The organism is Propionimicrobium sp. PCR01-08-3 (genome assembly GCF_030286045.1).
Classification (GTDB): Bacteria; Actinomycetota; Actinomycetes; order Propionibacteriales; family Propionibacteriaceae; genus Brooklawnia.
In genome coordinates, this window is the sequence record NZ_CP127390.1 from 33,333 (window position 1) to 47,466 (window position 14,134).

Annotated in this window: 13 protein-coding genes, 1 tRNA gene and 1 pseudogene; 2 read left to right on the plus strand and 13 right to left on the minus strand. The window is 64.1% G+C overall.

Features of this window, described 5'->3' with window-relative positions; translation table 11 throughout:
- Positions 1–94: 94 nt before the first annotated feature.
- From QQ658_RS00140 to QQ658_RS00160, 5 genes are all read right to left on the minus strand, one after another.
- Positions 95–634, minus strand: a complete 540-nt coding sequence (locus QQ658_RS00140) for a PH domain-containing protein (RefSeq protein WP_286025669.1) — start codon at positions 632–634, stop codon at positions 95–97.
- Complete coding sequence (locus QQ658_RS00145; protein ID WP_286025670.1) at positions 635–1,144, minus strand: LiaF domain-containing protein; 510 nt, start codon at positions 1,142–1,144, stop codon at positions 635–637.
- 36 nt (positions 1,145–1,180) lie between these two features.
- The gene (gene tpx, locus QQ658_RS00150; RefSeq protein ID WP_286025671.1) at positions 1,181–1,678 is read right to left on the minus strand and encodes a thiol peroxidase; all 498 of its coding nucleotides are present in this window, start codon (positions 1,676–1,678) and stop codon (positions 1,181–1,183) included.
- A gap of 73 nt (positions 1,679–1,751) precedes the next feature.
- Positions 1,752–2,045: an addiction module antidote protein gene (locus tag QQ658_RS00155; protein ID WP_286025672.1), complete on the minus strand. Its 294-nt coding sequence runs from the start codon at positions 2,043–2,045 to the stop codon at positions 1,752–1,754.
- Entirely contained in the window at positions 2,036–2,350 is a 315-nt protein-coding gene (locus QQ658_RS00160) for a type II toxin-antitoxin system RelE/ParE family toxin (RefSeq protein WP_286025673.1), read from the minus strand. Before QQ658_RS00160 ends, QQ658_RS00155 begins: the two co-directional genes overlap by 10 nt.
- 144 nt (positions 2,351–2,494) lie before the next feature.
- Between QQ658_RS00160 and QQ658_RS00165 the strand changes: the two genes are divergently transcribed.
- Positions 2,495–3,007, plus strand: a complete 513-nt coding sequence (locus QQ658_RS00165) for a hypothetical protein (protein ID WP_286025674.1) — start codon at positions 2,495–2,497, stop codon at positions 3,005–3,007.
- 4 nt (positions 3,008–3,011) lie between these two features.
- Here the strand turns inward: QQ658_RS00165 and QQ658_RS00170 are convergent.
- From QQ658_RS00170 to QQ658_RS00180, 3 genes are all read right to left on the minus strand, one after another.
- Positions 3,012–3,082: transfer RNA gene (locus tag QQ658_RS00170), tRNA-Gly, on the minus strand.
- 63 nt (positions 3,083–3,145) lie between these two features.
- Positions 3,146–3,820, minus strand: a complete 675-nt coding sequence (locus QQ658_RS00175; protein WP_286025675.1) for a type II toxin-antitoxin system PemK/MazF family toxin — start codon at positions 3,818–3,820, stop codon at positions 3,146–3,148.
- The gene (locus QQ658_RS00180) at positions 3,820–4,671 is read right to left on the minus strand and encodes an NfeD family protein (RefSeq protein WP_286025676.1); all 852 of its coding nucleotides are present in this window, start codon (positions 4,669–4,671) and stop codon (positions 3,820–3,822) included. Before QQ658_RS00180 ends, QQ658_RS00175 begins: the two co-directional genes overlap by 1 nt.
- Before the next feature lie 283 nt (positions 4,672–4,954).
- Here QQ658_RS00180 and QQ658_RS00185 point away from each other — a divergent pair, with 283 nt between their 5' ends.
- Positions 4,955–5,608, plus strand: a complete 654-nt coding sequence (locus QQ658_RS00185; RefSeq protein WP_286025677.1) for an HAD family hydrolase — start codon at positions 4,955–4,957, stop codon at positions 5,606–5,608.
- Positions 5,609–5,968: 360 nt separating this feature from the next.
- Here QQ658_RS00185 and scpC read toward each other — a convergent pair.
- From scpC to QQ658_RS00210, 5 genes and pseudogenes are all read right to left on the minus strand, one after another.
- Positions 5,969–7,474, minus strand: a pseudogene (gene scpC / locus QQ658_RS00190) (succinyl-CoA:acetate CoA-transferase ScpC); the annotation flags it as partial.
- An 81-nt stretch (positions 7,475–7,555) separates the two neighbouring features.
- Positions 7,556–8,773: a DUF1015 family protein gene (locus QQ658_RS00195; RefSeq protein WP_286025678.1), complete on the minus strand. Its 1,218-nt coding sequence runs from the start codon at positions 8,771–8,773 to the stop codon at positions 7,556–7,558.
- 10 nt (positions 8,774–8,783) lie between these two features.
- On the minus strand, positions 8,784–9,593 hold the full coding sequence (locus tag QQ658_RS00200) for a YwiC-like family protein (RefSeq protein WP_286025679.1): 810 nt from the start codon (positions 9,591–9,593) through the stop codon (positions 8,784–8,786).
- Positions 9,594–9,637: 44 nt separating this feature from the next.
- Complete coding sequence (lysX, locus tag QQ658_RS00205; protein ID WP_286025680.1) at positions 9,638–12,967, minus strand: bifunctional lysylphosphatidylglycerol synthetase/lysine--tRNA ligase LysX; 3,330 nt, start codon at positions 12,965–12,967, stop codon at positions 9,638–9,640.
- Complete coding sequence (locus tag QQ658_RS00210) at positions 12,964–14,127, minus strand: alpha/beta hydrolase (protein WP_286025681.1); 1,164 nt, start codon at positions 14,125–14,127, stop codon at positions 12,964–12,966. Before QQ658_RS00210 ends, lysX begins: the two co-directional genes overlap by 4 nt.
- Positions 14,128–14,134: the final 7 nt, after the last annotated feature.

A 14,134-nucleotide genomic window follows, 5' to 3' on the forward strand; every position in this document is an offset into this window, starting at 1 on the left:
CTCAACTGTTCACCGGGGGCACCGGCTGAGCTTTCAGTAGAGAAGTCGTCCCGCCCTGGTTGTGGCGGTCGGGGAGGTGGGGGAGGAAACTCGCTCACAGCCCGGTCGCCTGTATCTCGCCGCGCTCGGTGAGCCGGTCACGAAGGGCAGCCGCAGCCTCGGGGTCGAGGCCCGGAATGACCGCGTCCGATTGCGCGGATGCGGTCACCAACTTGACGGTGGCTACCTTGAACGCCCGCTCGATCGGGCCCGCCGAGATGTTAACGGCCTGCATGCGTCCATAGGGAATGACCGTCAGCCGGCGGTTGAAGATCCCCGATTTGATGTACAGGTCGGAGTCGCGTTCTGCGTAGGCCCAGGATCGGGCGATCGCGCCCTGCCGCCACAGTCGCCAGATCGCCAGGACGAGCAGGACGGCGGCGCTGGCCGCGAGCGTCCACCTGAGTGTTCGGATGGCCGAGCCCGGAAAACCCTGCAGGAAGAACACCATGAATGCTTGCGGCCCCACGATGATCAGAGCCAGGAATACCCAGCTGGTCGCAGATGATAGCCGGCGAAGCCCGGCGTAGCGCCGGGACACCGGCGTCCAGGCCTCCGTTGGCGGGGCGAAAAGGGCCGATTGCTGCTGGTTCATCTAGAAGCTGCCTTTGATCCGGTCGACCAAGGTGATGTTCCGGCTGCCGATGACCGTCACTTCTGCAAACACGACCGTGCCGGTGAGCGTGATCCGTGGTCCGATCGGTGAGGGCGGGCCGAGCTTCTTGACCTTGACCTCCGCTGCGATGGCGTGGGTCTCGTCGACGATCTGGGTTCCCTCGGGCACCCAGATCTTCACCTCGCCCATGAAGCAGCCCACGTCGATGGTCGTCTCAGCCGACTCGAAGGTTGCCTCGCGTAGGTCGAGCTTGATCGTGCCGAGCGTGGCGTTCGCATCGAGGTTCGGCGGCACGACCCAGGCCCCGCTGCGCTGCTTGGTGCTGAAGATCGCGCTCACCGAATTCGAGGAATACCGGGTCGGGACGACACCTGCACGGTTGTTTGCGGGCAAGACGATGTCGTCGGCGTGGTGGGCGTCCTGAATATTCGGCTCACCCACGTTGGGCTGATGGAACTGCGGCTCGTCGTCCGCCGGCTGACCGGTCATGCCTCCATAGTCCCAGGTGGAGGGGGACGCATTCAATTACTTAAGCGCGGCAACCGCGGCGTCGTAGTCGGGCTCGGTCTTGATCTCGGGCACCTGCTGGGTGTAGGCGACGTTTCCGTTCTCGTCGATGATGACAACGGCGCGGGAGAGCAAACCGGTGAGCGGGCCCTCGGTCATGGTGACGCCGTAGTCGTCGCCGAAGCTGGAGCGGAAGGCCGAGGCGGTCACGACGTTTTCGATGCCTTCGGCGGAGCAGAAGCGTCCGGCTGCGAAGGGCAGATCCTTGCTGACGGCGAGCACGACCGTGTTGTCGAGGCCTGCGGCGACCTCGTTGAACTTGCGGACGCTCATCGCGCAGATGCCGGTGTCGAGGCTGGGGAAGATGTTCAGCACTACGCGCTTGCCCGCATAGTCAGCGAGCGTCACCGGGGCGAGATCGCCGCCGACGAGTTCGAAGGCAGGAGCGGGCGTCCCAACGGCGGGCAGCTCGCCGACGGTCGAGATGGGTTGAGAATCAAACGTAATAGTGGCCATGGGCCAATTCTTGCGGGCGCGAACTATCCGGACGAGAAGTTTCACCCTCGGCATAGGGAAGCGCTGTTCCCGACTACGCGTTAGCCGGTGCCTTGGCTTCGAGCCGGATATCGAGGGCGGCGAGGACTTTGGTGATGGTTTGCCACGAAGGGTTGCCGTCAATGCGCAATGACTTGTAGAGAGACTCGCGTCCAACCCCTGCCTCGCGAGCAATGCTGCTCATTCCCCGAGCCTTCGCGATGTCGCCGAGTGCAGCTTGCAGGAGTGCCGGGTCGCCGTCTTCAAGTGCCGCATTCAGATATGCCACCACGTCATCCTGGGTCTCAAGATGCTCGCTCGGGTCCCATGCTTCTATCGTTAGCGCCATTGTCCTTCCTCCTTCAGCTGTTTCGCGATGGCTTTTGCTTTCTCTATGTCTCGGGACTGACTGGATTTGTCTCCGCCGATTACCAGGAGCATTAGCTCATTCGGACGGTGCAGGAAGTAGACCCGATATCCCGGCCCCGAGTGGATCCGCATTTCCTGAACACCGTCACCTACCGGCTTGATATCGCCGACAACACTTCCGACCAGGGTGCAGCGGCGTAACGCGATGTCGATTCGCGCCTTTCCTTGAGCATCCTTCAAACGGCGGAACCACCGCTCGTAGACCTCCGTTCGAAGTATCCTCATTGGTGCAGTGTATCCTGCGAGATACATGGATGCAAGGGTGCTAACACAAGGAGGCCAGTGGTCGTCGGACCCTTGCCGCGGTGGCTACGCCGCTTGGAAGTGTACGAGCGTCTACTGTCGTACGTCGGATCTAGGATCAGCTGCGTGGCGCGCAAGAAAACACGGATCACGTCCGGCTTGATATATGACTATTCGTGCCCGGTCTGTCGTGATGTAGCGGCGTTGGAGATTGGGCATTTGACTGCTGCCAGCGGGCCCGATCCGGTGACGATGATGATGAGCCCACTCGGCTGGTTCACGGCAATATTGGTTGTGCTGTTTGGTCACGGGCAACTTTTGATCTGGCTCCCGATAATGGCCGCCCTGCTATTGGTCATCGTGGTGCTGATAACTCTTAAAGAGCTAAAGAAGATGCCTTGGTACTTGGATAAGGAACGAGCGGAAAACTTGCTCGATGGCCTTTATGAAGCGAAGCCGGGGAGCGCTTGCGAGCGACATTGCCCGACCAACGCGCCCGAACCTTCGGCTGAGACCTTGGAGCCGGTCGGCCGCACAGTGGTGCAGTTCGGGCGTTTGAGAGTAAGCAGGATTCCGTATGGGAAAGAACTGAATGTGGCCCGCAGCCTAGATCTTGGTCGCCGATCCGGAACTTCATAATGAGAGCGGGCGACGGGAATCGAACCCGCGTGTCCAGCTTGGGAAGCTGGCGCTCTACCATTGAGCTACGCCCGCAGATCGTTGAAGCAACGACGCGATGAGAGTCTAGCGTATCGATACCGGTGCTGCTGACCGGGCTCAGTCGTCCCAGTGCTTGGTGATGCCGGCGACCACCTTTTGGAATGCCTCGTTGGATACGTATCCGGCCGGACGCCTGACCTTGGTCGGATCGATCCGGATGACCCGGTCAGTACGCACCTCGCTGATCCGCTGTTTCTTGTCCCACTCGCCGCGGCCGATCTCGACCCAGAACCGCCCGGCGCGGCTTTCTTGGTCCTTGTCGCGGTCGTGATCCTTGCTGGTGGCAGGAGTGCCCAGCAACCAACCGGCGTCCGTGCCGATCAGCAAGACCGGACGATCCTTGCCCTGGCTGGCGTCCTCTTCGTAGGCCACCCAGGTCCACACCATCTGCCCGGATTCGTATCCGCCCGGGCCCTTGGCCTGGTAACGCATCTCGGGCAATCCGTCGAAATCTGTCAGCGGTTGACCGGTCGCCACCGGAGCCCGTCCAACCCCGGAGCCAGGCCTCGACATGCTGCGCTGCCTTGCAGAGCCGCCCGGTTTGGACGCCGGATTCGGGCCGGTCGATTCACGGGATTCGTATCCGACACCGGGCTGCCCGGCCACGCCGGACCTGGTGCGAGTGCGGGTCGTCGTCCGCGATTCTGTGCCGCTGCCGGGCTTACTGGACGAAGAGTCGCGCAGCACTTTGCCCGCGAGCCGGGCCAGCGGACGAAGGTCCTTCCACTGCATCAGCGGAACCTCGGGGCGGGACCATAGGCGACATTCTTCTTGGGCACGACGGCCGGACGTGGTGGATTGGCGAACAGCTCGGATGCCTCGAAAAAGGGCTTGACCGAGGGCAACCAGATCAAGACCGTCCCGATGGCGGCGAAAACCAGGGCGAGCCAGGTCCACGGAATCACGAAGAAGGCCAGCAGACCGGTCACGCACGAAACGATGCCCGCGACCCTGCTCCACGCGGCGCCATGCCAGGCGTTGTACCCTGCAACAGCGGGCGCAGCGGTCATGACCACGCCGATGATCGCCATCACGCAGACCAGCACGACCGAGCTCCCCGAGCCCGGACGCGGGTTGAACAGCTCGATCAGCTTCGAACTGGTGGCGAAGTTCTCGATGTTGATGGCCGCCCACCAGTACCACCAATAGGTCGCCACGGCGACCAGCGCCGACGCGGCGAACGCAGCAGTCGCGCCGACAACGAGACCAGGACGCTTCGGTTCGCCGGTGCGGTCGCTGACCGGGTATCCGGCGACCTCGGCGGCCACCGGGGGCAGCGAAACTATCGGCTGCGCAGGGGCATCGCCGAGACCGTCGACTGCGTGCGGATCGTCCGGGGCGGCGGAAGCGGGTCGATCGTCGGGTCGCGGGTTCACTGAATACGCCGGGCTAGACGGCTGTTGGGATAGTGGCTGAGAATCTGGCAGTTGCCGGGGTCGTGAGCCGTCAGGCGCCGGTGAGCCGGGAGCCCCCTGGGATTCGGCGCGGCTCGCGCGCTGCGGATCGCGGGTGGCGTCATCGTCGAAACCGGAATCGGTCGGGTCGCCGCGACTTGGACGATAATCGCCGTATTGATCGGTCATCGACTGTTCTCCTGCCCGCGTCCGCTCTGCACAACCAGCCCCCAGACTAGCCGCTACCGGCTTCCACCTCGTCGGCAAGCTGCGCCGAGACGCATTAGTGGTGCGATGTGCCGCCAATGTCAGGGCGCATCTGTTGCTCTGACCGTCATCGGGAGTGGTTTTGGTCGCATGGGGCGATAGTCACTCACAATGACGGGTATCAGGCCGACACGGTCTGCAGACGGGGACTGGATGGAGCGGACGCCCCACTATGCGTTCTCGGTTGAACGATAAACTGCTCTATATGCGTTCTGTTCCACGATGGCCCGTCGTCCTCTTTGATTTTGATGGCACCCTGTTCAACACGATCGACGGAATCGTGGCCAGCTTCATCTACGCCTGGCAGACCGTCGCCCACCGCGAGGTGTTGCGTGCCGAGATCTTGCCGTGGATCGGACGCACACTGGGCGACGTCTTCGCCGAAGAGGACGCAGTCAACGCAGCCCGACTCGAGCACGTCTACCTGGAACACAACCGGGCCACCATCGCCGCGGCATCGAAGGGCTATGACGGAATCTCCGAGCTGCTGCAAGACATGACCAACGCAGGAATCCGCACCGGGGTGGTGACCTCGAAGCGCCGCGAGATGGTGCTTGCCGGCATGCAGTTGGCGGCCATCCCGGCCGAGACCGGTCTGGTGTGTGCTGCGGACGACACGGACCGCCACAAACCCGACCCCACTCCGCTGCTCACCGGCCTCGCAGCATTGGACGACGCGCCATCGACCGGTAGCCTCTACGTGGGCGACGCCATCTTTGATCTGCAGGCCGCAGCGGCTGCCGGCATGGACGGCATCGGCGTCACCTGGGGAGCCGGGAACCGTGAAGAGCTGTGCGCCCAGCCGCATGTGGCCGTTGTCGACACGGTCTCGCAGCTGCGTGAGTTGTTGCTCGGCTGAGCCCCTGGTCTCGCGAGATCGGCAGCCGGTGCTGCCTCATCTCGGGCTGTCCACAGGATCGCGCGCCCAGAATTTGATCCCGCGCCAGGTATTTCGGGCGCGCCTTCACATGTCGGGCGCGGCAGAGAAACAGCGGGTGGCTGGGCAATCTGCCCGTCCACCCGCTGTCTTGCTAGTCGGTCAGACTTACTTGACGGCGCCCTTCGCCTCGGCAGCGGCGGCAACCGCGCGGTCGGCGGCGTCCGATGCCTGGGCGGCAGCCTTCTTGGCTTCCTCGGCGGCGGCCTCGGCACGATCGGCGGCCTCTTGCGGGGCGCTCTGCGCGCGAGCAGCACCGGCGCCACCGGCAACGTGCTCGAACTTCATGGTCCCGTTCTCCAAGAAGTTCTGGTGCCAGCTGAGCGCCTTGGTCAGCACATGCGGAGTGTGAATGCCGTTGCTGACCTGCAGGGCCTCGTTGTAGTAGTCCCACAACTGCTCGCGGTAATCCGGATGCGCGCAGTTCTCGATGACGGCCTTGACCCGCTGGCGCGGCGCCAGGCCACGAAGATCGGCCAGACCATGTTCGGTGATGATCACCATCGTGTCGTGCTCGGTGTGATCGGTGTGGCTCACCATCGGGACGATCGCCGAGATCTTGCCGCCCTTGGCCGTCGACGGGCTGACGAAGATCGAGTAGCCGGCGTTGCGTGCGTAGTCACCCGAACCGCCGATGCCGTTCATCATCTTGGTGCCCATGATGTGGGTCGAGTTCACATTGCCGTAGATGTCGGCCTCGATCATGCCGTTGCAGGCGATCACGAACTGGCGGCGAATCACCTCAGGGTGGTTCGAGACATCTTGCGGACGCAGCACGATCTTGCCGTGGTAATCCTTGGCGTTCGTGTTCATGTGATGCGCCATCTCCGGCGACAGCGAGAACGCGGTAGCCGACGCCACATCGACCTTGCCCGAATCGATCAGGTCGATCATGCCGTCCTGAATGACCTCGGTGTAGCTGGTCATGTGCTCGAACGGAGCCTCTTTCAGGCCCGCGAGCACCGCGTTCGCGATATTGCCGACACCCGACTGCAGCGGCCACAGGTTCTCGGGCATGCGTCCGAGCTTGACCTCGTGCTCCAAGAACTCCAACAGGTGGCCGGCGATCGCCAGCGAGTCGTCGTCCAGCGGCTTGAACGGGGTGTTGCGGTCGGGATCGTTGGTCTCGATGACCGCGACGATCTTGCTCGGGTCGACCTTGAAGGTCTTCTGGCCGACGATGTCGCCGGGATGGTTGATCGGAATCGGCTCGCGGCGCGGCTTGATCTCCATGCCGTAGTAGATGTCGTGCAGGCCGTAGAGATCCTCGGTCTGCCAGGAGTTGACCTCGATGATGATCTTCTCGGCCTCGTCCAGATAGGTACGGTTCGCACCGACCGACGATGACGGCACGAGCTCACCGTCGGGAGTGACCGAGGTGGCCTCGACAACGGCGAAGTCGAGCTTGCCGTAGAAGCCCATGCTCACCAGCTTGGAGGTGTGCGACAGGTGAACGTCGGTGTAGGCGGTGATGCCGGTGTTCATGCTCTTGCGCATGGAAGGATCGGACTGGTAAGGGGCGCGGAACGCGACGCCACCGGTGTCCGCGAGCACGCCGTCGAGCTCGGGAGCAGTGGATGCGCCGGTGAACATGCGGATGGTGAAGTCCTCGCCACGGTTGCGGGCCTCGGTGATCCGGGCCGCCAGTGCCTTGGGAAACTCCTTGGGATATCCCGCGCCGGTGAAACCAGAGAAACCGATGGACGCACCGGGCTGGACGAGCGCCGCGGCGTCCTCGGCGCTCATGACCTTGTTTGCAAATGCCGGGTGCTGAATGCGGCCTGACATGATTCCTCCTCAATGAAGTGTGACGTCAAAAGCGTAGCGGCAGGTCGCTTTGGTCAGACCGCCGGGGTAGGTGTTGTTCGCTCAGTCTTCTGGCAGCTTAGTGGTCGGACGAATCACCAATCCGGTGCGCAGCTTCGGAGAGAAGAAGGTCGACTTCGGCGGCATCAAGAGGCCCTCGCGCGCGGTGCGTTCGATCTCTTCCAGTGAGGTCGGACGAATCAGTACCGCGCCGGCGTGCTTGCCGAGCGGCCCGACACCTGCCGAATCCAGTTCGGCGAGCACTTCATCCAGGCCGTGCTGGTAGCTCACCTGGGCGTCGCTGCCCGACAGGGCGTGCTCGAGCCAGGCGCCGTCGAGTGCCCGCACGCCGTCGAAAGCGCCCGGACGAGGAATCAGCCAGCTCGGCTCGCCCTTCGGATCCAGCAGCACCAGCCGGTCGCTGCGGACCATCTCCGCGAGCGTTGCGGGACCAAGTGGTTCGGTCATCTTTTCAATGGTGAAACTGCCGGATAGGTCCTTCGCGAGCTGGTCGAAGGAGATCCCGTCGTAGATACGGTGAATGGCCTCGATGGAGAGTTGGTCGTCCACCAACTCATTGACGAAGGTCAAGGTGAGCTCGGCGGCGCTGTCTTCGCGTCCGGTGGCCTTGCGTACCCTGTCGCGGTAGCTGCGGGAGACGCCGTAGCGGTGGTGCCCGTCGGCGATCAACACGTCGTCGGAGCCGATGATCTTGGCGATCTGCGCAATGCGGTCCGGGTCGGTGACGCGTTCGACCCGGTGGGTGACGCCTTCTGTGGTCAACTCGCCGATCGGCTCACCCGGTTCGGCCAAGGCCGCGGTGAGGCCCTTGGCCAGCGACAGTCCCCACACCGGCGACAGATTCGCTGCGGTGGCGATGGTCAGGTCGAGCCGGTCGGTGCTGGCCTTCTTGGTCGTGCGTTCGTGCGGCAGTACGCCGCCGGCGCCCTCGTCAACGACTTCGAGCCCGCCGAGCACACCCGAGATGGTGCGGGGTGTGCCGGACGCATCAGTAAGGTCCATCCGGTAGATGGTGAACGAAGGCACCTGTTCGTGGAGGAGGACCCCCTTGTCAAGCCACTCATGCAGCAGATAGGCGGCGATCTCGTAGCGGTCGTCGCCGCCGCGGGGCACATCGATCCAGGTGATGTTGTGGGGACTGCGGTTTCCCAGCTCTGTGACGTCGTCGTCGGAGAGCACGTCGTAAGGCGGCGCAATCACCTCGTCCCAATTGGCGTCCGAGGCGTAGCGAATGGCGTTGAACGGTTCGAAGCGTGGCACGTCCCCTACGCTAGACGATGGCGATGACCAACGCGAGGACGCTCATCCCCATCTCGAGGAGTCCGATCTGAAGCGGCCTGGGACGTTTCATCCGGTTCGGCGACGACAACCACCAGGTGCGGGCAAGGCAGAGCGCGAAGAAGGCCGGCCACCCGACGCTCAGCAGGTGCGTGATGGACGCGGCGACCGCCAGCACCAGAAAGACCAGATGCCAAAGCGTCGAATTCCGTCTGGCCACCGGATCTCCCCACTTCCTGATCAGCGACTTCACATGCCACACGGTGCCCCCGTAGTAGCCGAACAGGGCGATGAAGCTCGCGAGATCGGCACCTGTGGCGAGCCGGTCCCCGACGATCAACGCAGGTGCAGGGAACCGCACGACCAGGCCGACCCCCACGGCCATGGCCGTGGTGATCAGCCCGCTCGCCGCCGAACGATCCTGCTTCCGGGACGACAGCCAGATCGCCGATCCGGCGAGCACGACAGCCGCCGGAAGCCAGCCGAGCAGCGGCATGCCGCCGAGCGCCAACACAGCGATCGCCGCCAGCCCGGTGAGCACGCCATAGACCATCATGGGCGGACGAAACACTGCTCTGCGTCCGGGCCTGGCATGCAGCCACAGCCCCAACGCATTGAAGGCGAAGTATCCAGCGAACTCGGCAATGGCCAGCGGAATCAGCCAGGCCGCCGGGCCCACGGACGATCGGCCGGCCAGTACCGCTCCGACAACCAGCGGCACGGTCAACATTGCCCACGCACCGTGCTGGTTGGGCAGCCAACCCCGCGCCGCCAGAGACTTCTTCTTGTGTTGCCCAGTCATCGCCTCTACTTTAGGGCTGCCTAAACGGTGTGAAATGGCCGGCCCTATTTACCGATCGGTTTCACGAACGGGAAAGTCAGCACCTGGCGGATGTTCGTGCCGGTGATCGCCATGATCAGCCTGTCCAGCCCGATGCCGAGTCCACCGGTGGGCGGCATGCCCAGTTCGAGGGCGTTGAGGAAATCGTTGTCGACCTCCATCGCCTCCGGGTCGCCCTGAGCGGCCCGCCAGGACTGCTCGACGAGCCGCTTGCGCTGAATCATCGGATCAGCCAGCTCCGAATAGGCGGTGCCCAGCTCGGTGCCGTTCGACACCAGATCCCAGCGTTCGACCAGGCCGGGCTTCGTCCGGTGCGGCGCGGTCAGCGGCGAGCTCTCCTCTGGGAAGTCGCAGTAGAACGTGGGCAGCACGGTCGACGACTCGACCAGCTCGCCGTAGAGTTCCTCCAGCACCGCGCCCGGCCCCATGCCCTCCTTGAGCTCGATACCGAGGTCACGGGCGATCTCGATCAGTTCGTCGGTATCGGTGTGAATACTCACCTCGCGTCCGAGCTTCTCGGAGACCGCGGAGGTGACGTCGACCACCGGCCAGTCACCGCCGATGTCGGTCAGCACGAGGCGACCGGACGCATCGGGCAGCGGCAGAACCGGGCGGCCATGAATCGCGGTCGCGGCGTTCTGGATGACTCGCTGGGTCAGCAGCCGCATGTCGTTGTAGTCGGCCAGCGGCAGATAGGCCTCGACCACGGTGAACTCCGGATTGTGGGTGTTGTCGGCGCCCTCGTTGCGGAAGTTGCGTCCGAGCTCGAAGATCGGGTCCAGGCTGGGCACGAGCAGCCGCTTCAGTTGCAATTCCGGAGCGATCCGCAGCACCAGATCGGTGTCGTAGGCGTTGATGTGGGTGCGGAACGGCCGGGCGGTCGCGCCCCCATTGGTGGTGCCGAGAATCGGTGTCTCCACCTCGAGAAAGCCTTCGTCCAGGAAGGTCTGCCGTACTGCCGCGATGGCCTGGCTGCGCGCCCGCAAGATGTCGAGCTCACCAGGGTTGATCAGCAGATCCAACGAGCGGTTGCGGGTTCTGGTCTGCGGATCGTTCAATCCTTGCCAGGGCACCGGACGCACGGCCTTGGCGAGCATCGTCCAGTTGCTGACGAGCAGTGATGGCGTCCCGTTGCGGGATCGGCCGGGCTCGCCCGTGACTTCGAGCAGGTCGCCGGAGTCGGTGAGCCGGGCGAATTGGTGAACCTGATCGCGGCCAAGCGTCGCTGCGTCGAGCAGTAACTGGATGCTCCCGCTTCGGTCGGTGAGGTCGGCGAAGCAAACCCCGCCGAAGTTGCGGGTGCGGCGCAACCTGCCAACTATCGGACGCCCGGCATTCGTTGCCAGTTCAAGGCCCACTCCGAGCTCCGACAACCGGACGGCATCGCGATGGCCCACCGGGTACCCGGGGCGTCCGGCGGCTTTCAGCGCCTCCAGATGAATCAGCCGCTGCCGGGCCTGATCGGAACCCCGCGAATGTGGCTCGTCTGCCGGAACAGGTGGCGCGTCGATAACGGCCAACTCGGCGAGCTGATCGCCGGTGAACTCGAGCCACCCGTGATCGGCGATGCCCGGCCTGAAGGGCAGATGCAGGAAGCCCTCGGCGATCAGGCATGCCAGCCCCACCTGCAGCACAGTCAGCGGGCTGGCCAAGGCCACATAGCGGGGCGACCAGCTGGGCCCGTACTTCGCGTTCGCACGGTACAGGCTCTGAATCTGCCAGAAGCGGTCGAGCATGCCGAGCACCTGCGAGTTCATCTTGCGGTAGACAGGCGCGGCGACGTCCTCGGCCTCGGCGAAAACCTGACGGAAGAAGGCGAAGTTCAGCGAGACCCGCTCGATGCCATGGTCGCGGCACCAGGCCATCAGCTCGCTGGTCAAGAACTCGTTGGTACCGTTCGGCGCATCGGGGCTGCGCCGCATCAGATCGAGCGACAGACCACGCCTGCCCCACGGCACGAAGCTTTGCAAGGCCACCATGGTGCCGGCGGCATCGTGCACGGTGGCGACCACGATCTTGCCGTCGGCCGGGTCGCCCGGGCGGCGCCCCAGTGCCATGGAGAAGCCGCGTTCGTCGCCCTCGCGCCAACGGTCGGCGGCCTGCGCGATGGTGTCCAGTTGCTTCTCGTTCAGCTCATCCGATCGGCGGATCTCGGCGGTGAGCCCGTCGCGGCGTGCTCGGTTGACGTCCTTTCTGACCTCGGTCATCGATGTCGAATCGAGACGGAAACGCTGCGGTGCCAGCACCGACTCGTCGCCGAGCCGCAGCACACCGTATCCCAGCACTTTGTTAAAGCTGCGGGCTCCGGCCTCGCTGCACGCCAGCACCGCGGGAATCCAGCCGTAGCGGCGGGCCTCGGCGTCCCAGCCGGTGATCGCCGCCGGCCACGAGTGAGGGTCGCCGAGCGGATCGCCCGACGCCAGGCAGACACCGGCGACGACGCGGTAGGCGACGGCGGCCTTGCCGTCGTCCGAGAAGTGCAGCAGCTTGTCGGCTCGGGTGTTGAAGTAGCCGAGCGAATCATTGCCGCCGAAGTTGGCGAGCAATCGCCGGGCATCAAGAGCGGACGCCGGATGCCAGGCGTCCTGAGACGGACGGGAACGCAGAAAGATCAGCGCGGCGGCGATCAACGCCAGCGCGATGATGAGCGATACCCCTTGCGAGACCAGATGACTGGTTTGCGAATGCCAATCGCGTGGGGGAGCGATGCCCAGCGCGTGCAGCATCACGAACAATGTCTGCTGCCAGGCCGGCCCGTCGTTATCGGGCTGAATGTGGACGAGTAGCGCACTCACCCCGATGGCGACGAGCACACCGCCGGCCAACACACCGATGGCCGCCGCCCAGGATCCGGGCGGAACCTTCGCCGGAAAGATCTGCCGCACCCTGATGAGCGTCCAGACCGCCAGCCCGGCGAAGACGGCCGAGACGATGGACGCCGGCAGCTGCTCGCCGCGCCGGGCTTCGATCTGAGGATTGTTCGCCACGAGATAGGCCACGATCGCCCAACAGGCCCACAGTCCACCGAGAATCTGCATCAATGTGACGATCCACAAGGCGATGCGCTTGTGATAGATCAACCCCAGGGTGAGCAGCGCCATCCCCGCGATGGAGACCAACGAGGGCGATACCGGCACGTTGATGATCCAGAAGAACGATTCGGCCCAGCTGATGTGCAGGTGACTTGCGAAGACTCGCCGGCTCAGCCACAGCAGCACCGCAACCAAGGTGGCGATCGCATAGGTCCAGATGATGATGCGCCCCATCCGGCGCTGGGTGATGTTCGGGCCGGTGGAACGGTCTGCGTGGCGGCCGCCCGCCAGCGGTGTGCTCATGGCGTCACCCATCCGAATCGTGGCTGGGTCTGTCCCAGCCAGGCGAACGCGGCGACGAGCCCGGGGATCCACACCGGATTGGTGTGCCCGCCGGTGTCAACGAGCTGGCTGGTCAGGGAGGTGGGAGCGGTTACCAAGGGATTGAATTGCTGCCATGCCTGGTAGGGCATCGGATCGTCCTTTGCAGTAAGGAACCACAAATCGACATCGGGCGGGGCAGCTTGGGCGAGCACGGCCATGTCATAGGTGGTGTCGCCATCGGGACGCAGTTTCGGGCCTTCGAAGTCGGCGGTGAAGTATCCGGAAAGGTTGATGGACGCGGCGAACTTATCGGGGTTGCGCATAGTGATCATGGTCGAGCAAAACCCGCCGGCGCTGTACCCGAAAGTCGCCCAAGCGCTGTGATCAGGGTCGGCCCGCAGATTGGCGGTGATCCAGTTCACGACATCGGAGGTGATGAAGGTCTCCATTTTGACGGAGCCGTCGGTGGCGTCTACGCATTCAGTGTCGAGATTGTCGGGGTAGGCGTCGGGGATCACGATGATGGCCTCACGGACCTGGTGATTGATGTTTCCTGAAACCAGTGCCTGATCTGGGTGGATGCCGTCGAACATGGCCTGGATGGAGCCTGGCACTCCGGAGAATCCGACAAGCACGGGATAGAACCGTTCGGGATGATCGAGGTACGAGCTGGGCAGCCAGACCCCGGCCGACTCGGCCTGGCCGCTGGCCGTTCCTGGAATCGATACCGTGAGGTAGTGGCCCCCCGAGGTGGTGGTGCTCCAGTCTTGGTCACCGAAGGCCGGATTGGCCCGGGGATCTGCCTGCAGGCTGGTTGGTGTGCCGGTCTGCCATCCGCTGGCCGGCTGGTCCGGATCGAGTTGGGCGCCCGCAGAATCGGTCTCGGTGATTGCGCCGGTTCCGCGCATGCTCGACCACGTGGCGTACCACAGGCTTTTCATGTTGAGGACGAGAAAGACCAGCGCCAACGACAAAACAATGCTCAGGACGACCGAGGCCGCCTGCTGGGCGATTGCCTTGATTCGCCGGTTTGCCCGGTGGGTGGGCACCCAGATCAGCGTCCAGCCCAGTGCTGCGAGCAGAAGAACACCGGTTGCGCCGACGACCACGGGCGAAACCGGCTGAATCCAAGATGGCATGAATCAA